This window comes from Enterocloster citroniae (assembly GCF_040545455.1).
GTDB classification, from domain to species: domain Bacteria; phylum Bacillota; class Clostridia; order Lachnospirales; family Lachnospiraceae; genus Enterocloster; species Enterocloster citroniae.
This window is the reverse complement of record NZ_JBEPLZ010000002.1, coordinates 240,927-267,097: the sequence shown is the minus strand read 5'-3', so window position 1 is coordinate 267,097 and position 26,171 is coordinate 240,927. Positions and strand designations below refer to the sequence as shown.

35 protein-coding genes and 2 tRNA genes are annotated in these 26,171 nt (G+C 45.7%); 15 read left to right on the top strand and 22 right to left on the bottom strand.

The features are described 5' to 3' along the window. Positions 1-213: 213 nt before the first annotated feature. From ABID13_RS03275 to ABID13_RS03250, 6 genes are all read right to left on the bottom strand, one after another. Positions 214-465: a type II toxin-antitoxin system Phd/YefM family antitoxin gene (locus tag ABID13_RS03275; RefSeq protein WP_007860526.1), complete on the bottom strand. Its 252-nt coding sequence runs from the start codon at positions 463-465 to the stop codon at positions 214-216. 76 nt (positions 466-541) lie between these two features. Then, the gene (rlmH, locus tag ABID13_RS03270) at positions 542-1,021 is read right to left on the bottom strand and encodes a 23S rRNA (pseudouridine(1915)-N(3))-methyltransferase RlmH (protein WP_048929810.1); all 480 of its coding nucleotides are present in this window, start codon (positions 1,019-1,021) and stop codon (positions 542-544) included. Next, positions 1,018-1,515, bottom strand: coding sequence for a GNAT family N-acetyltransferase (locus ABID13_RS03265; protein WP_007860532.1), 498 nt, complete (start codon positions 1,513-1,515; stop codon positions 1,018-1,020). Before ABID13_RS03265 ends, rlmH begins: the two co-directional genes overlap by 4 nt. 40 nt (positions 1,516-1,555) lie before the next feature. Continuing rightward, on the bottom strand, positions 1,556-2,263 hold the full coding sequence (locus ABID13_RS03260; protein WP_007860534.1) for a response regulator transcription factor: 708 nt from the start codon (positions 2,261-2,263) through the stop codon (positions 1,556-1,558). Positions 2,264-2,321: 58 nt separating this feature from the next. Continuing rightward, positions 2,322-3,074 (bottom strand): helix-hairpin-helix domain-containing protein, encoded by a 753-nt coding sequence (locus ABID13_RS03255; RefSeq protein ID WP_007860536.1) that lies wholly within the window; start codon positions 3,072-3,074, stop codon positions 2,322-2,324. A 96-nt stretch (positions 3,075-3,170) separates the two neighbouring features. Further along, positions 3,171-3,596: a DMT family transporter gene (locus tag ABID13_RS03250; protein WP_040415696.1), complete on the bottom strand. Its 426-nt coding sequence runs from the start codon at positions 3,594-3,596 to the stop codon at positions 3,171-3,173. 134 nt (positions 3,597-3,730) lie between these two features. Between ABID13_RS03250 and ABID13_RS03245 the strand changes: the two genes are divergently transcribed. After that, positions 3,731-4,525, top strand: a complete 795-nt coding sequence (locus ABID13_RS03245) for a TMEM164 family acyltransferase (protein WP_007860539.1) — start codon at positions 3,731-3,733, stop codon at positions 4,523-4,525. Positions 4,526-4,566: 41 nt separating this feature from the next. Further along, positions 4,567-4,998, top strand: coding sequence for a C-GCAxxG-C-C family protein (locus ABID13_RS03240; protein ID WP_007860541.1), 432 nt, complete (start codon positions 4,567-4,569; stop codon positions 4,996-4,998). A 137-nt stretch (positions 4,999-5,135) separates the two neighbouring features. Here the strand turns inward: ABID13_RS03240 and ABID13_RS03235 are convergent, their stop codons facing one another. Further along, positions 5,136-5,681, bottom strand: coding sequence for a DUF5662 family protein (locus tag ABID13_RS03235; RefSeq protein ID WP_007860543.1), 546 nt, complete (start codon positions 5,679-5,681; stop codon positions 5,136-5,138). A gap of 233 nt (positions 5,682-5,914) precedes the next feature. Between ABID13_RS03235 and ABID13_RS03230 the strand changes: the two genes are divergently transcribed. After that, positions 5,915-6,112 carry a cold shock domain-containing protein gene (locus tag ABID13_RS03230; RefSeq protein ID WP_007860545.1) on the top strand — a complete coding sequence of 66 codons (198 nt, stop codon included), beginning with the start codon at positions 5,915-5,917 and terminating at the stop codon, positions 6,110-6,112. 133 nt (positions 6,113-6,245) lie between these two features. On the opposite strand, the gene hslO is transcribed toward ABID13_RS03230, so the two are convergent. From hslO to ABID13_RS03215, 3 genes are all read right to left on the bottom strand, one after another. Next, positions 6,246-7,124, bottom strand: coding sequence for an Hsp33 family molecular chaperone HslO (hslO, locus tag ABID13_RS03225; RefSeq protein WP_007860546.1), 879 nt, complete (start codon positions 7,122-7,124; stop codon positions 6,246-6,248). A 40-nt stretch (positions 7,125-7,164) separates the two neighbouring features. Next, positions 7,165-7,914 carry a class I SAM-dependent DNA methyltransferase gene (locus ABID13_RS03220; protein WP_007860547.1) on the bottom strand — a complete coding sequence of 250 codons (750 nt, stop codon included), beginning with the start codon at positions 7,912-7,914 and terminating at the stop codon, positions 7,165-7,167. Between the two features lie 77 nt (positions 7,915-7,991). After that, positions 7,992-8,501 carry an SEC-C metal-binding domain-containing protein gene (locus ABID13_RS03215; protein ID WP_007860548.1) on the bottom strand — a complete coding sequence of 170 codons (510 nt, stop codon included), beginning with the start codon at positions 8,499-8,501 and terminating at the stop codon, positions 7,992-7,994. Positions 8,502-8,709: 208 nt separating this feature from the next. Between ABID13_RS03215 and ABID13_RS03210 the strand changes: the two genes are divergently transcribed. The 3 genes from ABID13_RS03210 (at position 8,710) to ABID13_RS03200 (ending at position 10,110) form a co-directional block, all read left to right on the top strand. Continuing rightward, a complete protein-coding gene (locus ABID13_RS03210; RefSeq protein ID WP_007860549.1) occupies positions 8,710-8,880 on the top strand; it encodes a DUF1540 domain-containing protein in 171 nt (56 codons plus the stop codon). Positions 8,881-9,508: 628 nt separating this feature from the next. Next, a tRNA-Ala gene (locus ABID13_RS03205) sits at positions 9,509-9,581 on the top strand. Positions 9,582-9,888: 307 nt separating this feature from the next. Further along, positions 9,889-10,110: a helix-turn-helix domain-containing protein gene (locus tag ABID13_RS03200; protein ID WP_007860550.1), complete on the top strand. Its 222-nt coding sequence runs from the start codon at positions 9,889-9,891 to the stop codon at positions 10,108-10,110. A gap of 14 nt (positions 10,111-10,124) precedes the next feature. On the opposite strand, the gene ABID13_RS03195 is transcribed toward ABID13_RS03200, so the two are convergent. After that, a complete protein-coding gene (locus ABID13_RS03195; protein ID WP_007860551.1) occupies positions 10,125-10,301 on the bottom strand; it encodes a hypothetical protein in 177 nt (58 codons plus the stop codon). A 488-nt stretch (positions 10,302-10,789) separates the two neighbouring features. Between ABID13_RS03195 and ABID13_RS03190 the strand changes: the two genes are divergently transcribed. From ABID13_RS03190 to ABID13_RS03175, 4 genes are all read left to right on the top strand, one after another. Further along, positions 10,790-11,299, top strand: coding sequence for an N-acetylmuramoyl-L-alanine amidase family protein (locus tag ABID13_RS03190; protein ID WP_007860552.1), 510 nt, complete (start codon positions 10,790-10,792; stop codon positions 11,297-11,299). A 318-nt stretch (positions 11,300-11,617) separates the two neighbouring features. Next, the gene (locus ABID13_RS03185) at positions 11,618-11,872 is read left to right on the top strand and encodes a hypothetical protein (RefSeq protein ID WP_007860554.1); all 255 of its coding nucleotides are present in this window, start codon (positions 11,618-11,620) and stop codon (positions 11,870-11,872) included. Positions 11,873-12,181: 309 nt separating this feature from the next. After that, positions 12,182-12,325, top strand: a complete 144-nt coding sequence (locus ABID13_RS03180; RefSeq protein WP_166459898.1) for a hypothetical protein — start codon at positions 12,182-12,184, stop codon at positions 12,323-12,325. A gap of 218 nt (positions 12,326-12,543) precedes the next feature. Then, positions 12,544-12,616 (top strand) — tRNA-Val (locus ABID13_RS03175). Between the two features lie 205 nt (positions 12,617-12,821). Here the strand turns inward: ABID13_RS03175 and ABID13_RS03170 are convergent. The 4 genes from ABID13_RS03170 to ABID13_RS03155 all read right to left on the bottom strand — a co-directional run bounded on the left by ABID13_RS03170 (position 12,822) and on the right by ABID13_RS03155 (position 15,265). Continuing rightward, positions 12,822-13,064 carry a hypothetical protein gene (locus ABID13_RS03170; RefSeq protein ID WP_048929811.1) on the bottom strand — a complete coding sequence of 81 codons (243 nt, stop codon included), beginning with the start codon at positions 13,062-13,064 and terminating at the stop codon, positions 12,822-12,824. A 537-nt stretch (positions 13,065-13,601) separates the two neighbouring features. Then, complete coding sequence (locus ABID13_RS03165) at positions 13,602-13,784, bottom strand: hypothetical protein (RefSeq protein WP_007860566.1); 183 nt, start codon at positions 13,782-13,784, stop codon at positions 13,602-13,604. 201 nt (positions 13,785-13,985) lie between these two features. Beyond that, positions 13,986-15,005: a hypothetical protein gene (locus tag ABID13_RS03160; RefSeq protein WP_007860569.1), complete on the bottom strand. Its 1,020-nt coding sequence runs from the start codon at positions 15,003-15,005 to the stop codon at positions 13,986-13,988. A 59-nt stretch (positions 15,006-15,064) separates the two neighbouring features. After that, the gene (locus ABID13_RS03155; protein WP_007860571.1) at positions 15,065-15,265 is read right to left on the bottom strand and encodes a hypothetical protein; all 201 of its coding nucleotides are present in this window, start codon (positions 15,263-15,265) and stop codon (positions 15,065-15,067) included. Positions 15,266-15,499: 234 nt separating this feature from the next. On the opposite strand from ABID13_RS03155, the gene ABID13_RS03150 reads away from it, so the two are divergent. From ABID13_RS03150 to ABID13_RS03135, 4 genes are all read left to right on the top strand, one after another. Then, a complete protein-coding gene (locus ABID13_RS03150; protein ID WP_007860573.1) occupies positions 15,500-15,838 on the top strand; it encodes a helix-turn-helix domain-containing protein in 339 nt (112 codons plus the stop codon). 13 nt (positions 15,839-15,851) lie between these two features. Continuing rightward, positions 15,852-16,544: an ImmA/IrrE family metallo-endopeptidase gene (locus tag ABID13_RS03145; protein ID WP_007860575.1), complete on the top strand. Its 693-nt coding sequence runs from the start codon at positions 15,852-15,854 to the stop codon at positions 16,542-16,544. 82 nt (positions 16,545-16,626) lie between these two features. Next, complete coding sequence (locus ABID13_RS03140) at positions 16,627-17,262, top strand: superoxide dismutase (RefSeq protein WP_048929812.1); 636 nt, start codon at positions 16,627-16,629, stop codon at positions 17,260-17,262. Between the two features lie 430 nt (positions 17,263-17,692). Beyond that, the gene (locus ABID13_RS03135) at positions 17,693-18,034 is read left to right on the top strand and encodes a sporulation initiation factor Spo0A C-terminal domain-containing protein (RefSeq protein ID WP_007860583.1); all 342 of its coding nucleotides are present in this window, start codon (positions 17,693-17,695) and stop codon (positions 18,032-18,034) included. Positions 18,035-18,596: 562 nt separating this feature from the next. On the opposite strand, the gene ABID13_RS03130 is transcribed toward ABID13_RS03135, so the two are convergent. The 7 genes from ABID13_RS03130 to ABID13_RS03100 form a co-directional block, all read right to left on the bottom strand. Further along, positions 18,597-19,508 carry an AEC family transporter gene (locus ABID13_RS03130; RefSeq protein WP_007860584.1) on the bottom strand — a complete coding sequence of 304 codons (912 nt, stop codon included), beginning with the start codon at positions 19,506-19,508 and terminating at the stop codon, positions 18,597-18,599. A 293-nt stretch (positions 19,509-19,801) separates the two neighbouring features. Then, positions 19,802-21,109, bottom strand: coding sequence for a TRAP transporter large permease (locus tag ABID13_RS03125; RefSeq protein WP_007860585.1), 1,308 nt, complete (start codon positions 21,107-21,109; stop codon positions 19,802-19,804). A gap of 3 nt (positions 21,110-21,112) precedes the next feature. Then, entirely contained in the window at positions 21,113-21,610 is a 498-nt protein-coding gene (locus ABID13_RS03120; RefSeq protein WP_007860586.1) for a TRAP transporter small permease, read from the bottom strand. A 1-nt stretch (position 21,611) separates the two neighbouring features. Continuing rightward, positions 21,612-22,637 carry a TRAP transporter substrate-binding protein gene (locus ABID13_RS03115; protein ID WP_040415145.1) on the bottom strand — a complete coding sequence of 342 codons (1,026 nt, stop codon included), beginning with the start codon at positions 22,635-22,637 and terminating at the stop codon, positions 21,612-21,614. 237 nt (positions 22,638-22,874) lie between these two features. Continuing rightward, positions 22,875-23,810 carry a response regulator transcription factor gene (locus ABID13_RS03110; protein ID WP_048929909.1) on the bottom strand — a complete coding sequence of 312 codons (936 nt, stop codon included), beginning with the start codon at positions 23,808-23,810 and terminating at the stop codon, positions 22,875-22,877. 17 nt (positions 23,811-23,827) lie between these two features. Continuing rightward, positions 23,828-25,300 carry a sensor histidine kinase gene (locus tag ABID13_RS03105; RefSeq protein ID WP_048929813.1) on the bottom strand — a complete coding sequence of 491 codons (1,473 nt, stop codon included), beginning with the start codon at positions 25,298-25,300 and terminating at the stop codon, positions 23,828-23,830. Between the two features lie 202 nt (positions 25,301-25,502). Then, complete coding sequence (locus ABID13_RS03100) at positions 25,503-25,721, bottom strand: helix-turn-helix domain-containing protein (RefSeq protein WP_007860593.1); 219 nt, start codon at positions 25,719-25,721, stop codon at positions 25,503-25,505. Positions 25,722-25,900: 179 nt separating this feature from the next. On the opposite strand from ABID13_RS03100, the gene ABID13_RS03095 reads away from it, so the two are divergent. Then, positions 25,901-26,125 (top strand): hypothetical protein, encoded by a 225-nt coding sequence (locus ABID13_RS03095; protein WP_007860594.1) that lies wholly within the window; start codon positions 25,901-25,903, stop codon positions 26,123-26,125. Positions 26,126-26,171: the final 46 nt, after the last annotated feature.

Genomic DNA, 26,171 nt, shown 5'->3' with positions numbered 1-26,171 from the left:
TCATAACCAATACTGCCATCTGCCACGCCTAATCCAAAAGCAATCCTAGCGGCTTTTTCTTCCACCGTAGGATAAACTTCTATCTCCCCAAATCACTGGATATACTGAAAATAGCCGATTCCAACAGCCCCCTGTCTCTTTATCCATCCAGTCCGCCTGTTTTTTCTATAAGCCTTCCATGAATTTTTATTACTTCATCTACTGTTAAAATTATCATTTAGCCAACTCCAGAAATGCTTCCATATTTTCTTCAATCAAAGCGTCTGCTGTCATTTCTAACTTTTTTTCTCTTGCCTCTCTGATTCCTTTTATCGCTTCGTATTCCTCAAAATCTACCACAATGTATCTGGGCTTATTATTTTTGAGAATTACAGCAAGACCATTTTCGTCTACAATATGCGTTACTTTAGAAAAATTCTGATTTGCTTCTGTCATTGCTACTAACGCTTCTGTGTTTACCATCATATTCATCACCTCAACTTTAGTATATGCTAAAACTAGGATAAATACAACCTATTTTTAACAATCATCCTTTTCCCCGCTACTTGTGATACGGTTCCCCCCCAATGATCCTGTAACTCCTATAAATCTGCTCCAACAGGACCACCCGCATCAGCTGGTGGGGAAATGTCATTTTGGAAAAGCTCAGGGCATAGTCCGCCCGCTTCATAACCGCTTCAGACAGCCCCAGGGAGCCGCCGATCACAAACACGATCTGGCTTGTGCCGTCAACACCCATCTTTTGAAGCCTAAGAGCCAGTTCCTCGCTGGACAGCATCCTGCCTTCAATCGCCAGGGCGATCACATAAGCCCCGTCCTTTATATTGGAGAGGATCCTCTGACCCTCCTTTTCCTTTATCTGCTTTTCAAGGGCTTCGCCCGCCCCATCCGGTGTCTTCTCATCCGCCACCTGGATGATCTCCAGCTTGCAGTAACGGCTCAAACGCTTGGAGTACTCCTTAATGGCATCCTCAAAGTACCGTTCCTTTATCTTTCCAACTGTAACAAGGGTAATCTTCATGTATTAAACTCCAATATCATATCGTACCAGACCGCACCGCCGTGAACCGACCGTGACACTCCCATGTTCACGTATCCAAATTTCTCATAATAATGGATCAGACGGTCCTTGCAGGTAAGGATCAGGCCCTTTCGGCCCTGTTCTTTAGCTCTCTTGATCATTGCCTCCATCAGGGCTGCCGCCACACCCTGACAGCGGTATTCCTTCACCACATCCAAGCCGAAAATGCTCTGATATGCTCCTTTGGGATCGTGAAGGGAGCTGTCCTCAAACATCTCATCCTCAATGGTCCTATGGTCTGTAACCGCTCCGTTGACCAATCCAATGATCCCATCCTTTGTCTCTGCCACCAAGAAACTTTCTCCAAACAGTTCCAGCCGTTCCTTTAAACGTTCCCTGTCCGCAGCTTCTGCAGCAGGAAAACAAGCCAGTTCCACCTGAACCACGGCATCCAGATCCTGCGGCTCAGCTGTTCTGATTCTATAATCGTACATACGTGAACTCCTTAAACACATTCTATCGTCAATCTCATGCTCATCCTTTGACACGGAAATAATATCCAACCCCCCACTTTGTATGTACATACTTGGGGTCGCTTGGACTTGGCTCAATCTTCTCCCTCAGTCTTCTCACATGGACGTCCACAGTCCTCACGTCACCGCTGTCCATGGCCTTATTGCCCCACACATAGGTGAGCAGCGCCTCCCTGCTGTATACCTTGTTGGGATTGCGCACCAAAAGTTCCAGCAGGTCAAACTCCTTGGCAGTCAGGTTAATTTCCCGCTCACCAATGAACACCCTGCGGCTTTCCGTATCCATCTTAAGGTCGCCGGAGCCGATCACACTGACATTGGCCTCCTCTTTTTTCATACGTTTGTTCTTGGAACTGCGGCGTATAATGGCCTTGATCCTGGCCTTGACTTCCAGAATGTTAAAAGGCTTGCTGATATAATCATCTGCCCCGTATTCCAATCCCAGGATCTTATCCATATCGCCGCCCTTGGCCGTCAGCATGATAATGGGCATGTCGGAAAACTCGCGGATCGCCTGGCAGACCTCATAACCATCATACTTTGGAAGCATAACATCCAAAAGCACCACATCATACTCTGTCTTCTTGGCCAGTTCCAGCGCTTCCTCGCCGTCATATGCACAATCCACTTCCATGCCGTCCTGTTCCAGGCTGAAGCGGATACCCTTTACAATCAATTTCTCATCATCTACAACTAATACTTTTGCCATGTTCTTTCCCCTTATCTATTAATGGCGGCCTGAAATAAACTCAGGCCGCCCAACCGGATTATACTGTGATACTGTCCTTAATCTTCTCAAACGCTGCGTCCTTAATTCCGGACACATTCATGATATCCTCTATAGATCGAAAACCGCCGTAAGTCTCCCTGTAGCGGATAATATCCTCTGCCCTGGATTCACCTATGCCCCGAAGGCTCATAAGTTCCTCCCTGGTGGCCGTATTCAGGTTCACCCTGGATGACGTTCCGGAGGATCCCCCGGATGACGTTCCAGAAAATGCTCCGGAAGATCCCCCGGATAACGCCCCTGGATCCGCTCCCAAATTCCATCCGCCAACAAGTCCCTGGGCCTTCCATTCCTCGGCCTGGCTCTCACTGGGAACATCCAGTTTCATACCGTCCTGTACCATCTCAGCCAGGTTCAGGTATTCTTTGGCGCCGTCATCCTCAAAACCTCCGGCCGCTTCAATGGCATCCCAGACCCTGCTTCCCTGGGGAAGTTCATAGACTCCGGGACTTTGGACCTTTCCGCATACATGAACAAACACACCGTCCAACGGCATTCTATCATCCAGCGCTGTCTCTGGCCGCGCCGGATCCACAGCAGGCGTTCCCTGCAAAATACGTTCCTGTTCATTTGACGTTTCCTGCAGAACGCGTTCCTGTTCCTCTAAATCAAGGATTACCTCCTCTTTTCCGGAGATGTCCTGATGATCACTACAGCTATAGCATATGCCTGCAGCCAACATGCATATGACCATGGCTGGCAGTTTTAATGTTTTAAAAGATATAAGTCTCATCTGAATGGTATCCCTCCTTATCAACGGGTACCATCCCAGCCTGATATTACTATTCTATCTAAAACACCCTTTAAATACAAGCGTTATTTCCAATTTTTATCTTTCAAAGACCACAATACCTCCAATGGCAATGGCTGCCCCTATGAGCTTGTGCCAGGCAAAGGGGGTCTTATCCACTCCAAACAATCCAAACAGTTCAATCCCATATGCCACAATGATCTGTGATATGACGATCAACAGAGCTGTCTGTGCCGGTCCCAGGCTGGCCATGCTGCGGATCACCGTGTACGTGATCAGGGCTCCCATGATTCCGCCCAGCAGCACATATTTAGGTGTAACCTGCATCAGGCCCATAACCGGCTCCCTGCCAGTAAAAAGCCATATGACCACGCAGGTAATAAAGGCGGTCAGCTGCACCCATCCGGCCGCCACCCACACACTGGTCTGCTTTGTCACCTCCGTATTAAATACACCCTGTAAACTCATTAATGCACCTGACAGCAATGCAATTATTATTCCCATGTCTTCTCTTTCCTGCCTTTCCATTCTTTTTCCTGTTTCCTTATCTTTCCCTTTGAAATTATTTTTATTCTCAGGTAAGGAGTTGTCAGGCATCTGCATATGATGTATAATCGTTCACACAGGAGGCTCCGTTTATGGGTAACATCGCAACATCAATCTTTCAGATGTCATCATGGTCCATGAAGACACCTGCTCCATATTCTGCCTTCCACATTCTATTTGGAGGCGCAGGAATCCTTACAGCCATTTATCTGGCCTGGAACATGTCAAAAAAGCAGCCCTTTCATGTGCTGTTTTTCTGTGGGCTGATACTGGCTGCCAGTGAACTGTATAAGCAGGGATTCCTATATTACATTGTCAATGGACAGCAGTATGACTGGTGGTATTTTCCATTTCAGCTGTGCAGTGTCCCCATGTATCTGTGTCTGCTTCTTCCTGTTATCCATTCACTGGCTCCAGCCCGTTTTTTAAGGGCAGTATGTACATTTATGCAGGATTTTGCCCTGTTGGGCGGGATCATGGCCCTGTCTGAGCCCAGCGGCCTGATGCATCCTTTTATTGTACTGACCCTGCACGGATTCCTTTGGCATTTTATACTGATCTTCATTGGCCTTTACAGCCGCCTTGCCGGCCTGGGAGGAACAAAAGCCAAGGAGTTTCCAGGCACGATCCCGATTTTCCTGGTTTGTGCCGCCATTGCAACGATCATCAACATCGTATCCCACCCTTACGGAAATGCCGACATGTTCTACATCAGTCCCTATTATCCCAATGGGCAGATCGTATTTCATGAGATCGCACTGACCATCGGAACGGCCGCCGGAAATGTTCTGTACCTGCTGTCTGTGATATTAGGCGGTTTTCTGATCCATATGGGCCTGGGAAAGATGCGGATGAAATCTTCAATACGAATGCGGTCTTCACAGTAAAAAGAACAAACTTAATCTTTACAGCAAAGGAGAAATAAACCATGTCAAAAGAAAAAACAGAAATCGATAAAGCAAAACAGGCAAATGCATTCCATGACAGAGGCTTTAACTGCGCCCAGTCAGTTGCATGTGTATTTGCAGATAAAACAGATCTGGACGAGAAGACCTTGTTTCGCGTAACAGAGGGCCTTGGCCTGGGTATGGGCTGCATGGACGGAACCTGCGGCGCCATCTCCGCTGCCGCCGTACTGGCGGGCCTGAAATGCAGCACCGGACACACGGACGGCCCGGATTCCAAAGCCATCTCATACGAGGCTGCTGCTTCCTGCATCCGCGCATTCAAGGAAAAGAACGGCAGCCTTGTCTGTCGTGAGCTGAGGGGCGAAGATACAGGCACGCCGCTGCGCTCATGTCCGGGGTGCATTGAGGATGGGGTGAGGATCATCCAGGAGCATTTGTTTAAAGAAGACTAAGACCCATATACGCAAAAAAGAACCGCGGCAGCATGGCACACGTTCCATCCATGATGCTGCGGTTTTCCCCGCCGATCTTCATCGGTCTGATATGTTCCTTGATCTAATACGTTCCTTGATCTAATACGTTCTTTGATCTAATACGTTCCCTTTTTCAACAGTTTCCTTAAATAGGCAAAGGTATGGTCCTCTCCCTTTTCTTTCAGCATAATAAGCAGCTTTTCCAACAGCGCTCTTGTCTCCGGATGGATGGTGATGTATCTTTTTGTATATTCATAATATTCCAGAGGAGCCGCACTTGTATAGTTCTTTCCCTTATAAACCTCACAGGCGGCAATCCGGTCACAAATCATCTCTGCCACATACCGCAGCGGCATCTTGTTTCCTACCAGTCCGTCTTCCTTGTGGTTGGAAATGTCGATCCAGTACTCGTAATGGTGTTTGTTCCTGCCCTTGTGGTGAAGCCAGGCCCTGGAATAACCCACAAGCTCACGTTCCGCCGCATTGGGGCTGCGGTTTCCCTGGTAATAGCGGACACCGGTCCAGAATTCCTCCGGGCTGTATTTGGAAAGGTCATGCGTCAGCCCCTGCCAGTACAGGCCAATCTTAAAACAATGCCTGCGTACCAGGTGCCTGTGCTTTGTAATCGTACAGTAATGCCTCCATATATTTTGAACTTTCATTCATAAATCCCTTCTTTTCACCCTTTATTCCAGTTAGTATATCATAAAATTCACCTTTTTGCCCCTGTTTCTTTCGATTTTAACCTTTGAACAATAGAATCTTAAGTTTGCATAATTTGTTTATGCTTTATGACCAAAAACGTTTGACACTTTTCAACATTTGTGATATTCTAAGGTCAGTTGCGAAATAACTTGCAACAGAACAATTTTTTATATTTTTTGGAGGTATCGTAATGAAAGGTACAGTTAAGTGGTTCAACAACCAGAAGGGTTACGGTTTTATTTCTGACGAGCAGGGCAACGATGTATTCGTACACTACTCTGGTCTGAACATGGAAGGCTTCAAGTCCTTAGATGAGGGCGCAGAGGTTGAGTTCGACGTAGTTAACGGGGCTAAGGGTCCTCAGGCTACCAACGTAACCAGAATTTAATCAATGAACAACAGTGTACCTTTTTCAAACATATATCATTACTGATAGAGTTGAAGTAAGTTATATCTGATTTCAAATGATTACAAGTAGGAGCCAGTCGTCTGACTGGCTCTTTTTGTTCCGTTTATGATCCCTACCTGGCTTTATCCAGGATATCCTTTAACTCATCCACGGTAAATCCATAGTTCTTTCCACAGAAATGACAGTTCACCTCAATGGTCTTTCCATCATCGATCATTTCCTGTATATCCTTTTTTCCCACACTGATCAATGCCTTTTCCACACGGTCCTTTGTACAATTGCAGTAAAACCGTACCGGCTCCCTGTCATTGATCTCCAGTCCAAACTCTCCCAGGATATATTCCAGTATCATCTCCGGCGTATTGCCCACATCCAGCAGGGTGGTAATGGAAGAAATCTCTTTCAGTTTTTCCTCCAGCCTTCCAATAATGGATTCAGATGCCCCGGGAAGCAGCTGAATGATAAATCCTCCTGCCTGGCGAACCGTGTTGTCCTTATTCATCAGCACACCCAATGCTACGGAGGAGGGGGTCTGTTCTGAGGTGGCATAATAGTAAGTCAGGTCCTCTGCAATCTCTCCTGATACCAGGATAGTCTGTCCCACATAGGGTTCCTTCAAGCCGATATCCTTGATCACACTCAGCACTCCCACGCCCAGGGCACCGCCCACGTCCAGCTTTCCCTTTGCATTGGGAGGCAGCATGACCACGGGGTTAAAGGCGTATCCCTTTACATTTCCGTGGGAGTCAGCGGTAACGGTCAGTCCTTCAATAGGTCCGTCCCCCTGGATCTTAAGGGTAAGGAGGTCATTATCCCCTTTCATGTCGCAGCCCATCATGGCTCCGGCTGTCATAAGGCGGCCCAATGCCGCGGTTGCTACCGGGCTGGTATTATGGGCCTTTCTGGCTTCCTCCACCATATCCCTGGTTGTGGCGGCAAATGCACGGATTTCTCCCGCAGCCGCAGTTGCTCTAACTACATAATCTGACATTGTATCACACCAATCCTTTCACTGTGCCTTCTGTTTCAGGTCACTTTCCCATTTCCCTGGCAACCACATAAATCCGTTCACTGTCATCCCTGGCCGGATGATGGGTGCATGCATCGTATGCTGCCACAAACTCCATGCCCGCTTCCCCAATGGCCTGCTTTATCTCCTCCAGGCTATAGGCCCGCTGATAATGGGTTTCCTCAAATTTCCGGTAAAGCTCCCCTTCTTTTACAAAAAGGGTCAGGTCATATTCATTGACCTTGTCTTCCTCATCATAAAAATTATTCCAGATAAAGCTGGATTCCTCCCTGTCCTCTGCAAATGTATAATCCGCCAGCATTTCCCTGTATTTATATTCTGTGTTGAGATCAAAGATAAATACACCCTTGGGATCCAAATAATTATTGACCAGCCTGAACACCTGTACCAAATCCCCGTATTCCATAATGTAGTTCATGGAATCACAAATGCTGACCACTGCCCTCACCGTACCGTACAGTTCAAATTCCCGCATATCCTGCTGCAGATAAAGGATATCCAGTCCGGAATCACGGCTCTTGTTCATGGCGATCTGAAGCATTTCCCCGGAATTATCGATTCCGATCATATCATATCCGGCTTTTGCCAAAAGCTCTGTCAGGCTTCCGGTGCCGCATCCCATGTCCAGTATCAGGCCGTCAGAAACTCCGTATTCCGCCAAAAGACCTGTCACATAAGCGCACCATTCCTCATAGGGCACATTGTCCTGGAACACATCATAAACTTCCGCAAATCCCGTATAGGCTTCCATGTCTCACCCTCCTGTCTTTCACTGCAAAAGCGCCTGTCCGGATCATCTCCGGGCAGGCGGCTTACAATCAGATATCATTATGCGTTCTTACCGCAGCACTTCTTATACTTCTTGCCGCTTCCGCATGGACAGGGATCGTTGGGGAAAATCTTCTTATCCTTGCGGACCGTGCCGGAAGCTTTCTGATTCTTGTAAAGTTCCTTGCGCTTATCCTGGGTAAGGATGCTGTCCCACTGAGGAAGCTCATACAGCCAGTTAGCTTTTGCCTCCACCATATTGTAATACAGCTTTTCCGGGTCGATCTCAATTTTGACCTCTGTGTCCTCTTCCATGGTCTCAATGGGATTCTCATAGCCCTTCAGGCTCTCATTGATTCCATCCAGGAAACCTGTCATGATCAGTATCTCAGTTTCGTACTTCTCAGCCAGTTCCTTTACAGTTCCTGTCACAACCTCTGCCGGGTTGGAAAGGATCTGCTCATAAATTCCCTTTTCAATCTGGAAATATCCCGCCCACAATTCTTCTCTCTTTTTATCATCCAGGCCATCGCCATATGCCAGATTTCTCCATGTCTCTAACAGTGCCATAGTAAAACCATCCTTTTTGTATTTTTATGTGCTAGACCATAGTATATAACAAAAGTCAGGATTTTTCAAATATATTTTGTCTTCTGGATATAAATACATGGCATATGGCAGCATATACGATACCGCCGTATAAATCCAAGGGTATTTTTTTCGATTTTCTGCAGATAATAAGCAGGTAATCAAATAATTTTTTAAAGGAGGTTTTTCCATGAAGGTCAATGGCAAGAACGAAAGCATTCAATGTTCCATCAAGAACTGCACCCATCACGCGCAGGATGAGAATTACTGTACACTGAACGTAATCAAGGTAGGCACACACGAGGCTAACCCAACCGTAAAGGAATGTACAGACTGTGAGTCTTTTGTAAACAAGGCTTAGTAAATCAGGAAAAGGGACAGGACCTTGGCTTATGGCCGCAAGGTTCTGTCCTTTTTTTGTACAAATGTGGATAAACTAATATTTTTTCAGATAATAACATTTTATCCACAATCTTTTCCACATTATTGTGGATAAGTGGATTATTCGTGCAATTACAACTGTTTAATGGGATTGAAGATTAAAAACGCGGGGATGAATCCGGACTTACTGTTCAGACACGCGTTTTTTGGGGTAAGACTTGGTAATTGGGAAGATTAAGTTGCAGGGGCTTAGGTTGCAGGGGCTAGGGATGCAGGGGCTAGGGATGCAGGGGGCTCAACTAGGCTTCCGCTTTGTGTTCGGTCCCATGCCTTCCCTACGGGAATTGTGGGTCTGATTCTGATTCTCCGGCTTTTGTTTTTCCGTTATACTGTTAAACATTTCATTGGATTTTTTTTGTGCCAGTTTTTCTTCTCTCTCTTGGTCCATATTATTACGTATAATCCAATTATCTCAGACAATAATTGGATTTTTCCTTTCTCCAGATTCTACTGGGTATTTCATCTCACTGATAGTATGATTCAAAATTTTAGGTTCCAGTCCATCATGGGATTGTAATTTTTTCCATTTGTGCTATAATGTGATTTATGGGGACATAGCTCAGCTGGGAGAGCGCTGCGTTCGCAACGCAGAGACCGCGGGTTCGAATCCCGTTGTCTCCATTTGTTCAAAACCCACGTGATTGCGAAAAGCAACGTAATAGCGTGGGTTTTTTAATATCCAGAAATGTTACATTATCCTTTTATCGGTATGAAAATATGCATTTATATCACACGAAGTATCACACGAAAACGAAACTCCGGCCACTGATATCTGATTGATCTCATCATTTAGTACCCTTGTCCGCTTGGGGGGGATGCATCTTGCATACTATAAGCTGTATGTATTATTAATAGTATCTTTTATAAAACGTATATACAAAATATAATATACAAGTTATAGAGCATACTAATAAATGGGAGGCGAGACATGATAAGCTACGAGCCGTTATTTCGGACAATGAAAGAAAAAGGCATAACATCATACAAATTGGGGAAGATGGGTTTTCCAATGTCCACATATCATTCGATCAGACACGGAAACAGCATGAATATCAATACACTTAACACGCTGTGCAGGCTTCTGGATTGTTCTGTAAGTGATGTATTGGAATATATAAAAGATGAAGATGACACTAACGGCAGGGAATGATCCCTGCCGCTTTTCTATTCCAATTTCTTTTCCCGGTAAAACTCCATATAACCGCACTCATCACATACATAGGCGATCGTGGGCCCTAACTGCTTTTCCTCATCCGGTATTTGATGGATCGCATCAATCCAAAGCATATGCGTCCGTATACGATTTTCTTCCATCTTACCATTACATTTAGGACAAATCATATATTTTCATCCTCCTTTTTGTTATTTCCTTTATGTATTATAGTAAAAAGAATGTAAAAAGGAAATATTATTTTGTATTTTTTTGATCAGTAATACAGCCAGCCTATGACTTAGCAAACACCAAACAATTGTTTGATGTTCTTCAAAGCAAAAAGAGGGCTGATCATAAAACCAGAAACGCCAGCACTCAACGCTGCTCCCATATTTATTTTCCCTCCCTGGTCCATTGACATAGATATGGATGGGTGATATAGTTGTTCTGACAGAACATATGTTTTCAGGGATTTCGATCTTTTCAAACAATTCTTCCAAATATTCTGGATTAACCAAATCTGCTCGTTAAAGGTAGGGACTGGAAAAGTCGGGGGACACATTGGATACATTAAGTAAAAAGAGAACGCGGAGCCGTCCTATAAAGATATACAAAGCCTGATTTCCAAAAGTAGTTTAAACCTAAGTTTTTATAAAAAATACCAGGAGGATTTATCATGAGGAAAGTACTATTATTTATTGCATCTGCTCTTCTGTCAGCATCTATGGGAATGACAGCCTTCGCCGGAGAATGGAAACAAGATGATACTGGATGGTGGTATCAAAATGATGATGGAGGATATCCAACCAGTACCTGGCAGAACATTGACGGAAAGAACTATCTTTTCAACGATAACGGATATATGCGAACCGGATGGATAAAAACCGTCAACGGTAACTGGTATTATCTTAACCCTACCGGCGAAATTAGATATGAGGACTTGACGGAAAATAATACCACATATTATTTTGATTCAAATGGCTTCTGCACAAACCCTGACAATGAAAGCAGCATTGAAAGTGACTATCAGTCCATATTGGATCAGGAACGGCTTGAAGCTCAAAAGCGCCTTCTGGATCAAGGTTCGTCAAACGGGAATGCTTATGAGGAAAACATAGTATATGAACGGGATGCATCACCACAGCCTTTAAAAAACAGGTTTCCTTTAGCTGATACGCAGCTTTAAAAATAATTATAAAAATCATTGCGGTTAAACTGTTTGGAAACTGGATGAATATCGCACTAAAGAAATGGAAAACCAAGCATACTGAATCTGCCGCTTAAACAAAACATCCCCTCTGATGCCAGTACAAGGCTCAGAGGGGAAAATTAAGAAAACATATAATACTTCTCTGGTGCTTAAGACAGGCCTATGCGCGCCTTCCCATAAGGACTTGGAATGATTTCTGAATTTTCTTGGAAAATGAATCCTGTTGTCCCCCATCTGCACCAATTCCCCCACAGGACATATATTAATACCAAATACACCCAGGGAGGTATCCCAATGCCCGGAGGATGGGAATACCAGCCATACATTACCACCTATGACTCTTTTATTTTTTATAATGCCATTGGAACCCATGATGACTACTTTTATCATCCCATTGCGGTGGCAAAACAGATTGTCAATGGAACCAATTATCGATTCATGACCATTGCTGAGCCAAAAGAAACAGGTCTTACGCCGCATTTTGCCATTGTGGAGATTTATCAGCCGCTAAACGGTAAGGCATATGCCACCAGTATCACACCGTTGTAATAAAAGCCCCGTCCTGGAACGGGGTTTTCTTTTATTTTGCACGCTTCTCTTCCTCTGCAGCTTTTTGATCCGTCACCATGCTTTTAAAAGTCTCAACTTGAAAGGGATTGAAATCGCAAAAATCACACATGCTAAGACAAAAACACACCGGATAGGTAAGCATTTGCAAACAACCTGTAATCGGGCCTTTGCGATTGCCCCCGTAAGCCGGGCCTGTGTTATTCTTATTGTGTTATGTGCAGTAAAATGATAAAGTAGAAATATACATGAGAGCAGACAAAAATCATTACCATGGAGGAGGGATCAAGTGTGAAATTTATTGCCAAATGTCTGATTGTTGTTTTAGCCATTGTTCTGGCACTTGCTGTTTATGATACGGTTTTTAACGGCCTCCTCAAAGGAGACGGCTACCGCCCGGTTACTGAGCAGATGAGAGAAATCAGCAAGGACTAGGAATTTCCTCTTATTTCCTTCACAAACTTCTTACAAACCGTTCATATTTTGTCTATGGATTGCTCATATTTGCCGGATATACTATGTCTTGTAAACAAATATTGCTTATAAGATTTTTTTCATAATACTCAGCCGGCAGAAGAGATTCTGACCGGCTCCTCCCTTTTTATAGGGATTGTCTTGCCAATTCACTGCGATCTGTGTTATAATCGCCCTATGGAGACATAGCTCAGCTGGGAGAGCATCTGCTTGACGTGTAGAGGGTCGCAGGTTCGAGTCCTGTTGTCTCCACTGGTTAAAGTGTGCTGGAACCCTTGATATTACAAGGTTTTTAGCACTTTTTTTATTTTATACCACCTAGATTTTTGAAGACAATTGAAGACAATTTTTATTTGTCGTCAATATAGGCTTCTGAATCTGGCTTAACATAATCCACCACATTTCCAGTACTATCTTCTATTCAGGCGAAAATCTGACAATTGTGCCACCCAATGATTTATATATTTGTTTTATATCTGACCGCAGCCACATTCTCTCCGTCCGGTGTTTTGTAACCCAGATTAAAGCCGCTAAAAGACAGGCTGCTTTTATCGTCCACGCTGGACACCTTTGCATTGACCCATACTCTTACTTTTGTTTTGCTGCCAAGATCCGTATTCAGCACAATGCAGTTGTCATCCCTGTCTGTATTTGTAAACAGCAGATCAAACTTAAATTTTGCATCATAGCCTCTGAACACAAGGCTCCCCTCTCCTTTTTCAAAGCGCAGGCTGGTATCAATACTTATGTTTCCGCCCTGTTCCCCGATGTTGTTGGAGATTATGAGTTCTTCATGTTCTGAGTTAATATATACAATCTGTACATCCCCCTTACAGACTTAAGTTCTCCGCTCAGATTCACCCATGTATCTTCTGAGGTGACAGACGGACTGCTGCAAGCCGAAATTGATATTATGAGTATGGATACCCCCAACATCACACCAATACGCTTCATATCTAAATTCCTCCCCATTCATATGAATCATTTCAAATCCCATACCGTTCAGGTACTCTTATATAAGGATACATCTGCTAACTAGAATACAGGTTCATAAAGGATGGAATTTTTAAATATCGTTGAATGGGTACGATTTCTCCTTTAGAAAAAAGCCGGCCCGCAGCACATCTGCTGCAGGCCGGCTTAAAAAGGGGAGGATAAGTATTAAGAAAATTCTTAACACTCTCATTATTGCCTTTTTTTTCTTTGATATACATTCATGGGACAAATTTTAAAAAAATTATTGTAATGGCCCATTTTCCAGTGCAACCAAAATTAAGGCTATATCCAGATTAACAGCCGCGGTCTCGTTATCTATGAACTCCACTTGTCTGAATCTCACGCGGTCAGGAATCATTTCCATTGCCGCAAACATATCTTCAGCAGCTTTTATGGATTGATAGACAACATACGGTTCTCTCATCTCAAGTCCCTCTTACTAAACATCACTGATCTACCAGGCTCAATTTCAATTGTGATTTCTTTTTATCTGTACTCTAAAAGATAAAGACAATACCCTTCTATTTTAGTTTATCACCCTCCGAAAATCAATCCACTTTTTGTGTACGTTAGCATATAGTATCTGTATGATTACCTATTTCTTACAAACACAAAGTCACACACCTCAGTATTGAAAATCCGGCCACATGACTCCATCTCCGCTGTTTCGTTTCTGCGCTCCTTCCACTGTACTGAAAGATGCAATGGGATGATCCGGTGTCACGTACAGGATTCCCTCCTTCGTTAAAAGCGTAAGATAGACTTCATAGCGTATTCCGTCTTTTCTGTTGGTATACTCTGACAGATCCGCCGTATATCCGATGGAAGACTGCCCTCCTTCAGCCAGCTTCCTGGCGGGGAGGGTATCCCCCTGGGGGATCTTTATAATGGGCCCCGCGGTCCTGCCCGAAACGCTTCCTCCCCCTTCTACGCTGTAACTTGAACTGGAGCTAAAGCTGCCCGAGCGATTGCCCGAACCGCGGTCGGAAGGCGACAGTTCTACGGTCCCGGTGTCCCGGATGATCAACTCCACTCTCTCAATATCATCCTCATCCAGGGGCATGGATTCATTTGCCGGAGAAATCCAGGCATAAAGCAGATTACGGTCCCCGGAAGATTCTGAGTCCAAGCTCCAGTTCGTTTCCACCCTGCGGGTAAACAATTCACCTGTATACATCTCGTCCAGTGATTCCTGTCTGATCCCCTCTGAAGATTTTAGAACAAAAGCGGGTTTAATGGATTCAGCCATATCAACAAGCAGCACCGCCCGATCATAATCATCTGCTTCCTGCTGATAGACCTGTCCTCCAACAATTATACTGGCCACCAGAGTCTCTCCGCTTTTTCTTTCCTTAGGCACTGCCATCATGGTCACTGCCATCTTTTTATCCTGCAGTTTTACATCTATCGATGTCTCAGAAAACAAACTCTGCCCTTCTCTTATCAAAGTCTCCAGTTTATTACTGCTCTCATAAAGAGATGTCCTTACGTTTTCCAGATCATTATGTATATTGACTTCCCGATTGTTATATTCCTGTCTCAGAGACTCTAATTCTCTCTTTATCCCTCTGACCTGAACATGATTCACTGCCAGCATAACAGCACAAAAAATAATAACGGCATTCTTTAATTTATTTTGGTTCATAGCATCCCCCTTTTCTGATCGATTTTTAACATTGGTACTTAATTCTCTCTTTCAGGATATCACATGTCAGAAAAGAAGTCATCCTTCCCGATGGCCGATTGGACCACCTCGCGCCAGGATATGCTCTTAGCCCTGCCAAGGCAGCGGCAGCATACATCCTGAAAACCTGCCCCTGAAAAGATCTGTGCCGTCTCACTGGTCGCTTTGACATAACCTGCCGGTGTCTCTCCCCCACATATGTCACAATAATGTTTTTCCATGATAATCTCCTTTCTGATATTGACACCAGGATCCGTAGGTGGTATAGTTTTTATGTCGAACGTGTGTTCTATCTTTATCCTTTATATGGTGTCACATTTCGTGTCTGCTTATGTTATATCATTATTCACATTTCGTGTCAATATGCAGAAGTGTTTTTTCACATTACGTGTCATTATTTCTTTACAAAGGACACGCGCCGTGATAATATGCACTTATAGAAACGAGGTGTGAACATGGGCGAATTTTATAAGGTTTTTAAGTCACTCAGACAGGAACGTGGATATTCCCAAGCATATTTGTCAGATGTGCTGGATATCTCCCGAAGCGCAATCAGTATGTATGAAAACGGCAACCGGGAGCCTGATTTTGAGACCCTGGAGAAAATCGCTGATTTCTTCCAGGTAGATGCGGACTATCTTCTGGGGCATACAAAGGTTTCCGCTATACCGGCGGAAAAACAGACTTATGAGCCAACCTACGAAGATATACAAAGCCTGATTGCACGCAATGGAAAGAAACTCACGGTCGAACAAAAGCAGGACATCATACGGATTTTGTTGTCTGATGATTAAGGAGTGAACCGTTTTGGATCGTGGTGGGATATTGTGCAAGATTTTAGAGGTATACAAAACCTGCGGGATTGACAGCTTTCCCGTCAACAGCATTGAGGTGATCCAAACATTAGGGATTCCCTTATTTAAGTACTCAGAACTTCCATCCAGGAAGGAGCTGGAATGTCACCGGGTCAGCGATGATGCATTTAAACTCAAGGGAAGCATTTACTACAATGATACCTTCCCCCACCTTTGCCGCCAGCGTTTTACATTAATGCACGAGGTTGGCCACATACTGCTGGACCACGCCGGAGACACCATGGAGAATGATCTGGAAGCGGACTTCTTTGCAAGTAACATCCTGGCCCCCCGCATTCTGATCCACCGGCTAAAGTGTTATGATGCCGCCTTGATTCACGGAACCTTTGGCTTATCATATGCCGCCTCAAACCGTGCGTTACTGTCCTATAGGGAGTGGTTCCGTAAGATATCCTACAGCGCGGCCAGACGGCCTTCCGACACAGAACTGCAGCTGGAACATATGGTTTTCCCCAATCCATCATGCCTCAGTACCAATTCCATGAAGCCATCCGCAACCAGGTCCCGCCTTTCCCGGGATACAGAGGAATGCATTGATTTTTTTGATGAACTGCAACGCAACCGAGGGAACACTTATTGGATGGAGCGGGCTAAATCACAGTGGCTGTATGCCAATGATCTGTAACAGCCCTATCTTATTTATCGATGGCTGCAGGGTACATTTTCCATAATACGGGCATATACTAAGAAAAAACAAGGTTATAACCATGAACCAGCATTATAAATTTGTCAACACGCCGCTTCCATATTCTTACAATGCTATGGAACCCTATATTGATGAAAAGACAATGTACCTGCATCATGATAAACATCTTCAAACCTATATTGACAATTTAAACAATGCCCTGAGTCAATACCCGGAATTTCAAACCTGGACCCTGGAACAGCTGCTAGTCAATGTCCCAAGCCTTCCAACAGCTCTTCAGACTGCTGTCACAAACAATGGAGGCGGTGTATTCAACCACCAATTTTACTTTTCTAACCTTACAAATCCTGCGCCTTCTCAACCCGTGGGTTTGCTTGCTGAATCCATCAACATGGAATTCGGGAGTTTTCAGGACTTTCAAAATCAGTTCAAAACCGCCGCCCTCTCTGTATTTGGTTCAGGCTACGCCTGGCTGGTTGTAAATGCGGTTGGACAGCTTGCTATCATAACAACAAAAAACCAAGACACCCCTCTGCCCTTGGGGATGTGCCCTGTGCTTAATCTGGATGTCTGGGAACACGCCTACTATTTAAAACATTATAATTTGCGTGGGGATTATATTGATGATTGGTTCCACGTAGTAAATTGGAAGAATGCAAACAGCAGCTACAGAAGATGCTTTGGCATGGAGCCTTAACCTTGTCCATGTATCATTAACACTGTTATGTATTATTGACACTATATATGTATCATTAATCCCTGTATAAGATCCAGCCCCGTCACTGCAGAGGCGCGGGCGCCAAGCGCGGCTGGACCGGTTTTCCGGTCCTCCCTTTATTTTTTTCTTTTTGTTTGCCTGAACATCCTTTCCCACAGCATATTTGAATACGCCTTCTTCTGTTTTTTGTTCAGCATATTTGAACGCGCCTTTTTTCGTTCTTCCCTGATTTGTCGTCTTGTCCTGTCCCCTGATACGCAGGCATTTTTTTACATATACCAATTCCCCGCCTAATCGCTCGACATTTTTCGTCATAATATATCGATTTTTGTTGTCGTCTCTCCGCTTGATAATCCCCCTCCCAGCGTATAACTTTACAGTGGTAACAATACATTAGGAGGATTAGAATATGAAGTACGAAAGAGAAACCTGTAATTTACTGCGGCGTCTGGGTGTCAATAATTCTTACAAGGGATTCCGCTATACCGCCTACGGCGTTGGACGGGCCATCCATGATCCTGAACTGCTCACTTACATCTCAAAAGGATTATATGTAGATATCGCCAGCCGATTCCAAACATCTATTGGGTGTGTTGAAAGGGATATCCGGACCATAGTGAAAACGATATGGGAACATGGCGACAAAATGCTTTTATATGAAGTTTTTGGCTTTGAGACAGAACAGAAACCACGAAACGGTGCTTTTATTGATGCAGTAGCTCATTATGTAGTAGAACATTATTACGATTAACCATGAAGGGCGCATTAGCAGCGCCCTTGGGTTCAATCATCTGACTTACTTGGCTCTTTCTTCATTTGTTTCTTGCATTTTCGCAAATCACATCTGGCTGCCTCTGTCCTATTTTTTCTATACCCCCTGTACTTTAGGTATCATGTCAGGAGGGAAATAACTATTCTCCGGGTAAGTATGATCATACAGAGGGCTGTCAAAATAACCCATGGCCTGTCTGTAAAAAATCCAGGCCCACCGCAACCTTGCGATGGGCCTGACTGGACGATTGAGATTGTATCCCCCAGCAGCAATCCTATGACTATTACACTAACGCTTCTGCTCAAGAGTAAATCACAAATAAGCCGCAGCCTCCCAGGTTGATGGACCGACAAAAAAACAGAAACCAGCATAGCACCAAACCCACAAAAAATCAGCCCCGGCACGTCACTCGCGCCGAAGCTGATTTAAAAAGGGGAGGATAAGTATTAATTACTTTATCTTTCAGGTATACTCATATTATCACCCGATCCAATTAGAATATACACTCCCCATAAAATTTTTTGCAAACAATAAAAAACAGCTATAATATCATCAGCAGCGTTCCGGTGATCAAAACCACACTGATAATGATGGAGAGTGAATTCACCGCACTGGACAGGCCTATATCCCCCTTTAGTTCTGCTGTGTAGGCGGGAGAAGAGGAGGCAATGGGGCTTAATGCCAAGATGGTCAGCGCCTGCCTGTATTCCAGCGCAAAAGGCAGCAGAAAATAAAATGCCAATGCCAGGGCTATGGATATGGAATACCGTATTCCCAATATCTTCACGATCCGCCCCAGCTGGCTTCTGTCCCCTGTCATCTTAAATCCCACACCCAGCATCAACATTGCCATAAAGGCATTTGCATTGGCAATGATCCCGGTAAAAGACACCACCGGGGACGGCAGTGAAAGGTGGAGCAGTGAAAGAATTGTCATCAGCAGATACGCGTCAAAGGGAACGGATGTGAGAAGGGATTTTATGACCGGCCTGATACTGAATCCGCTTTTGCCTCCCTTTGCCATGGATGCAATGCTGTAGGAACCGCCCAGGCAAACCAGGGCATTACCGGAATCAAACAGACTGGTTGCCACCACTCCCAATGGCCCCAGGAATCCCTGCGCAAAAGGCAGAGTGAAATTCCCTATATTGTATCCGGACATATTTATTATATGAAACGCTCTTTCCTCTCCGCTTTTCCCAATGCTTATGAGAAACGCCATGGTCACAAAGATCACGCCGCCGCCCAGTCCCAGCAGGCTTAGAAGAAGCATGGAGGGCTTCATATCAATCCCTGAAAAATTTGAAATGATCGCAGCGGGAAGCGTGATCTTTAATACAATTTTTGACAATACATAAAAATCTTCTTCCTTAAAAAAACCCCTGCGCCTCAGCACATAACCCACCACGATTATGGCCACAAAAGACGCTGCCTTTATCAGTATTTCCGTCATTTTCCTATCCTCATCTGTCTGAATATTGAAACATACGTTATGTACTATAACAGAATTCAGCCCGGACTACAACCTGTTTTCCCTAACATTTTCACCTGGGCTCTAATCCTTCCCTCACTTATGAGAGGCGGGGTGGATATGTTACAAGAAAACTGCCGCTGCCGCTGCACACAATGTATGCATAAACCGCGGCAGCGGCACTCTCCATTCCCTCATCTATAAGATCTTTCCATCTATAAAGATTCTGTCATCTGCACAATTTCTACCTCTTGCATATTACACCGGCTCACCCATTACACGTATCCCAGCAGCCCCGGAAGCCACATGGACAGGATAGGTACATAGGATACAAGTAACAGCACCACAAAGATGGCTGCAAAATAAAGGAGCAGCGGCTTTATTACATTCTCAATCTTTGTCTTTCCAACCTTAACGCCTACAAACAGCGTGGTCCCCACCGGAGGTGTGATTGTACCGATACAAAGGTTAAATATCATCATAATACCAAAGTGTACGGTGTTCATCCCCAATGCCTGACAGATGGGCAGGAAGATGGGCGTGAAGATCAGGCAGGCAGGAGTCATGTCCATGAAAGTGCCGATGATCAACAGCAGGATATTGATGATAAACAGGATCACATACCTGTTATCACTGATCCCAAGCATGGCCTCGGACACAGCGCTTGGTATGCCGGTAAATGCCATAACCCAGCTCATGATGCTGGACACACCGATCAGGAAAATGATAATACCTGTCATCTCCGCACTGTCCAGAAAAATCTTTGGCAGTTCAGACAGCTTGATGGATTTATAAAAAAACAGGGACAGGATCAGGCTGTACACAACTGCCACCACGCTTCCCTCGGTTGCGGTAAAGATACCGCTGATAATACCGCCTATCACGATCACGATCATCAAAAGGCAGGGAATAGCCTGGAAAAATACCTTTACCTTTTCACTGGAACTGTATTTAATAGTGCTGCGGTACCCTTTTTTCTTTGCAAAATAAAAGATAACCGCCATACATGCCAATCCCCAAAGGATTCCCGGAATATATCCCGCCATAAACAGAGCCGCCACAGAGGTACCTCCGCTGACCAGTGAATACGTGATCATTACATTGCTGGGAGGGATCAGAAGACCGGTGGGCGCCGTGGCTATATTGGCCGCCGCGGAGAAGTCCCTGTCATATCCCTCCTCCTCCTCGATAGGCCCGATAATGGAGCCCATGGCAGATGCCGCCGCTGTACCGGAACCGGAAATAGCTCCAAAAAGCATATTGGCAACCGCATTGGTATGTGCCAGTGCGCCGGGGATACTGCCGGTGAAAAGTTTTGCAAAATTAATGAGACGGATGGCGATCCCGCCCTTGTTCATGATATTTCCGGCCAGGATAAAAAATGGAATGGCTAAAAGGCTGAACACGGAAATACCGGAAAATATCCTCTGTGCGCCCGTAAGCACGGCCGCCCCTGTATTCAGGACAGGGAGGATCGCACAAATGGATGACACTGCCAGGGCAACCGCAATGGGAACGCCGGCTAAAAGCATTACAACTAAAAGTACCAGAATGATCAGTCCGCAGACTACTGCTATATTCATCTCTTACGCCTCCTCCTTTCCGCTAAAGTCCCTGTGCATCATATCCGCCGCGTTCATCAGGCTGAACAGCATGATAAGCAGGCCGGTCACAGGCACGATCACATAGATGTAACCCATGGGTACACGAAGAGACGCCGTGGTCTGGATCATGGTCAGCTTTGTAATGGAAATACCTCCATACACCATTACAACACCGGCAAATGCAAATGTGAGCAGATCAATGGCAATCTCAAGACATTTCCTTGCCGGACCAGTGATCTTATCTGCCAGGAATCCCATGCGCATATGGTCCCTTTTTCCAAATACATAAGCGGAGGCAAGCAAAGCCATCCAGGTAAAGGAATAAGTTAAAAGCTCCTCTGAAACAGTGCTGGGGCGGTTAAAGAAATATCTGGTTACGATCTGATAGGTGCCGATCACGGTCATCATGGCAAACAGGCATATGATTACAATACCCAGGATCCGCATAATACCGGCTCTTACTTTATGCATGCCTTCCATCCTACTGTCCTCCCTTTGCTTTTTCATTTGCTTCCTGAATGTGCTGATACAGGTCTACGATCTTTGGATTTTCCTTTTGCATGGTCTCATGGAGAGGAAGGACCTTCTGCTTAAACGCATCCACATCCACGTCTATGAACTCCACTCCCATGTCGTTTACGGCAATGTTCTTTGCCTCCTCAATGCTCTTATCCCACTCGTCCATTTCCACCTGGGTGGACAGGGCTGCCGCATCCTTGAATATCTCATATTCCTCAGGGCTTAAGCTTTCCAGGAATTTAAGGTTGGCTACCAGCATGTCCGGAACCATCTGATGCTTATTGTAGGCATAATACTTTGCAACCTCACCGTGCTTGTTGTTGGTAAGGGCCAGCTCATTGTTCTCAGCCCCATCGATCACTCCCTGCTGGATGGCGGTGTATACCTCACCAAATCCCATGGGAGCAGCGGCTGCGCCAAATGCATTTACCATGGCAACGCTGGCAGGGCTCTGCTGAACCCTGATCTTTTTGCCCTTTAGGTCATCCGGCGTATGGATGGGCGTTTTTGCATAAAAATTTCTGGTGCCTGCATTATACCATGTCACCACCCTGAATCCCGCCTCGTCCGTGGACTCATACACCTGTTCCATATAATCCGTATCCTGCATCACCGACTTATACACTTCCTCTGAATCAAACAGGTACGGCATACTGAAAATTTCATACACACTTGCAAATGTCTCCAGATTGGCTGTTCCAGCCACCACAAAATCAATGGCACCTGTCTGAGTCAGCTCTATGGCCTTCTGAGCAGATCCAAGGATCTCGTTGGGGAAGATCTGAACCTCATACTTATCTCCCAGGCGTTCTTCCACATATTCCTTAAATGCCAGCAGCCCCAGATGCTCCGGATGTGTTTCCGACTGTGCATGGGAGATACGGATGATCCGCTTCCCGGATGTCACAGAGCCACAGCCCGTAAGGCCGGCAGCTACCACAGCTGCCAGCATACCTGCTGCCAGTTTCTTCATGAATTTCCTCACCATTTCCCATTCCTTTCCCTTTATACGGTAAAAATCCTTTGTTATTATTCTGGACTGAAATCCTCCATCTCATACTGCATAAAAATAACCCCTGCAGCTGTACAATCCAGAACACATTAAGGTGTTGGCGCCTTCCTTAACACTTTCTTAATTATATAGCCCGGGGCATTTTATTTGTACCGTAAAAGTTTGTCATTGGGGGAGAAGATTTTGTCATTTTCTTAACACAAGGATAAACCCTTATTCCCCGGACGGCCCGGATGACAGGCTGTCCCTGTACTCTGAGGGAATGACCCCTGTGATCCGCTTAAACACCTTTGCAAAATAATTGGAATCATAATATCCCACCTGAAGACTTACATCCTTGACACTTGCATTCCTGTTCCTTAAAAGTTTCTTTGCCTCGCTGATACGGAAATTTGTAAGATAGGAAGTAAAATTCTGGTCAAAACACTGTTTAAACAGCTTACAGAAATAGGCATCCGAATAATTCATGACTCTGGCCGCATCCTGCATGGATATTTCCTTCATATAATTGTTCCGTATATATTCCCGCATGGTTTCCGCGGTCTGAGCCATACGACCGGCTCCGCCTTCTTCCTCCCCATGGTCCATGGGAAGATTCTGCCCGCCGGCATGATCACCAGGCACCCCTCCGGACGACCCGACAGCGGCTCCGCCGGACGACCTGCCAACTGACGCACCTGCTGCTCCGCCTGCCACCCCGCCAGCTGACTCACCTGCTGCTCCCCCACCAGCCCTGCCAGCCTCCATCGTCTGCTTCTGTCCCTCCCTGCGGTCAGTCAGCCGCATGGCTTCTTCCATAACAGAGACCAGTTCCTCCTCATCGCAGGGTTTTAACAGGTAGTCCAGGGCGCGGATGACAATGGCCCTCTTAGCATAGGCAAAATCATCATAGGCGGTGAGGAATATGATGATACAGTCCTCATCCATGGACCGGATCCGCTCCGCGGCCTCCACCCCATTCATCTCCGGCATGGAAATATCCATAATCACGATCTGGCTCTGTTCCCTTCCAAATACCTCCAGCGCCTCTGCTCCATTGACTGCCTCACTGATATCCAGGCTGTCCCCAAAATGCCGGTTCAGCCGTTTGGCAAGGGCCATCCGCTCAATCTGCTCATCATCAGCCAATAATATACGATACCTGCTCATGCTCTCATCCTTTCCATTCACTTAAGCGCCTCTCCCGTAAAAGCCATCTGCACCACAGTACCGCAGCCCTTCCTGCTGTACAGGAACACCTCCCCGTCCTGGTACATTCCATGGACCCTTCGGTAAATATTCCCAAGTCCTACTCCGGTGGCCTTCTCATCCCCCTGCTTCAATGCTTCCTGGATCTCCACAAGGCGTTCTTCATCGATTCCAATGCCTGTATCCGCCACCGAGATCCACAGCCTCCTTCCCCTCATCCAGGAGCGTATATGGATCCTCCCGCCCTGGCTTCCAGGTGATATACCGTGTATGATGGCATTTTCCACCAGGGGCTGAAGGGCAAAGGATGGCACCAGCACTTCCAAGGTATCGGGCCGGCAGTCATAGCTGCAGCTAAGCCTCTGCCCAAACCGCATCCTCTGCAGATACATGTAATCCTGCACCACCTTCAGCTCACGCTCCAGAGGCATCACCGAGTCGGTGGATTTAAGATTGTAGCGGAACAAACGGCTGAGGGCGGTTATCATCTTTTCCGTGGCGCCTGCGTCCTCAATCTGGGCCGTACTGGCGATCATGTTCAGCGTGTTAAAAAGGAAGTGGGGATTGATCTGGTTTTTCAGCATCTGGAGCCGCACGGCGTCCAGCTGTTTCTCCGCCTCATGCTTTTCTGTCAGGGCAGCGATATATCCTTTGGTGGATGCTTTCATGGTACAGAAGGCCCTGACCAGACTTGCTATCTCGTCATCCCCCTCTGCCTGTATATCCGGCCCTGAGAAATCATTTTCCCCTATACGCCGTGAATCCTCGGCCAGTTCCACCACAGGACGCACAATACTGCGGCTGACCGATTGTTTTAACCACCTCAGCATCAAAAGAGCTGCCGCCCCCCAGAGAATACTGATTATGGGAACCATCACCAGCAAAGGCTGCTGCCTCTGATAACTCTCATTCCCCATCTCCACGGTCATCTGCTCCAGTCTGGCCGCGTGGGTGCCCAGATATCCCTGAACACGGTAAATGGTGTAAAGACGTTCCAGATAATCCTGATCGTCCTCATCCATCTTAAGGAACTCATCCCTTGCCCTGGCATAGTTCTCATATAGATTGGAAATGGACCAGGTTCCCGCATACCGCTCGGCCCCGATCTTACCATAATCAAACGGCAGGGACCGAAGAGCCGACACAGCCCCATTCCTAGCCGTCTCAAATTTCATCCTGTTTTCTTCATTCCCGTCATTCACCAGGGACACAAAGGCATTGCTCTCCTCCGACATAGCGGACCAGAATGACAGGGTCTGGGAATTATTCCTAAGAACCGAACTGAATTCCCGCATTCCAAATCCCGCCACCAGAATATTGGCTGCTATGGACAGAATCACCACTGCGGCTGCAGAACGTGAAATATAGCGCACCTTCTGCTCCAGGGAGCAGGATAGCCACATCCTGCCAAAGTATCCCGGACTTTTTCCTTTTCCATGCCCTGTATCCATGCCCTGCCTCCTGTCCTTACATTTTATTCAATTCCTGAAAATATTTTATACTAGTTTTCTCCTTTTTGGAAGACGCAATCCCAAAATAAACATATTATTATAAAACCGGGAACAGAAAAAATCCCCTGCATCCGCAAGTCACACGACCTGCCTGCCGGGGATAGCTATATCCATCCAACCATATCCAGTTTCAGACACCCTTCTACAGCTTCTGGTCCTGATCAGAAGCCACATATACCGCAATATCCTCTATATCACAATTCAATATCCTGCACAGGTCGTTCACTGTCTTCATGGATACGTCCTTGTTATGCTTCAGTCTGTGTAGGGTACTGTCAGACACATGGTGGCGTTTTGTCAGGGTATACCAGTTTTCTTCTGAACGTTCCAGTGTCTTCCAAAATGGCGTATAATCTATCATTCCAAACTCCTGTATTCGCGTAAGTCCCGGCGTCTTGCTGCGGCACCAGCTGACAATCCGCTTGATAGATTAAGCATAAAATAGATTTAGGATATTGAATATCTTCGCAATTACGAATATACTATAGGAGATAGGATGTATAAACTGACAAAATCAGACATTGAAAGGCAGAATCAATCATGAACTACTTTACCAAAGAACGCATTGAAAAACTGGCAGAGGATCAGGAGGTGGCCAGACGGCTTCTGGAATTTGCATCCATGGACGGAGCAGCCTTCTTTGAGGAAGTCCGCTCCCATCTCTCCCCTGAAGATCTGGAGGATTATCTAAAGGAAAATCCGGATGAAAGAAAATATTATAACAGTTCTGAACAGCGGAAAAATGGGGGCAAAAGCGGGCGTTAAGCTTGCTTATAGGTCTGTTTGCACCCATTTTCACATCGGATGGACA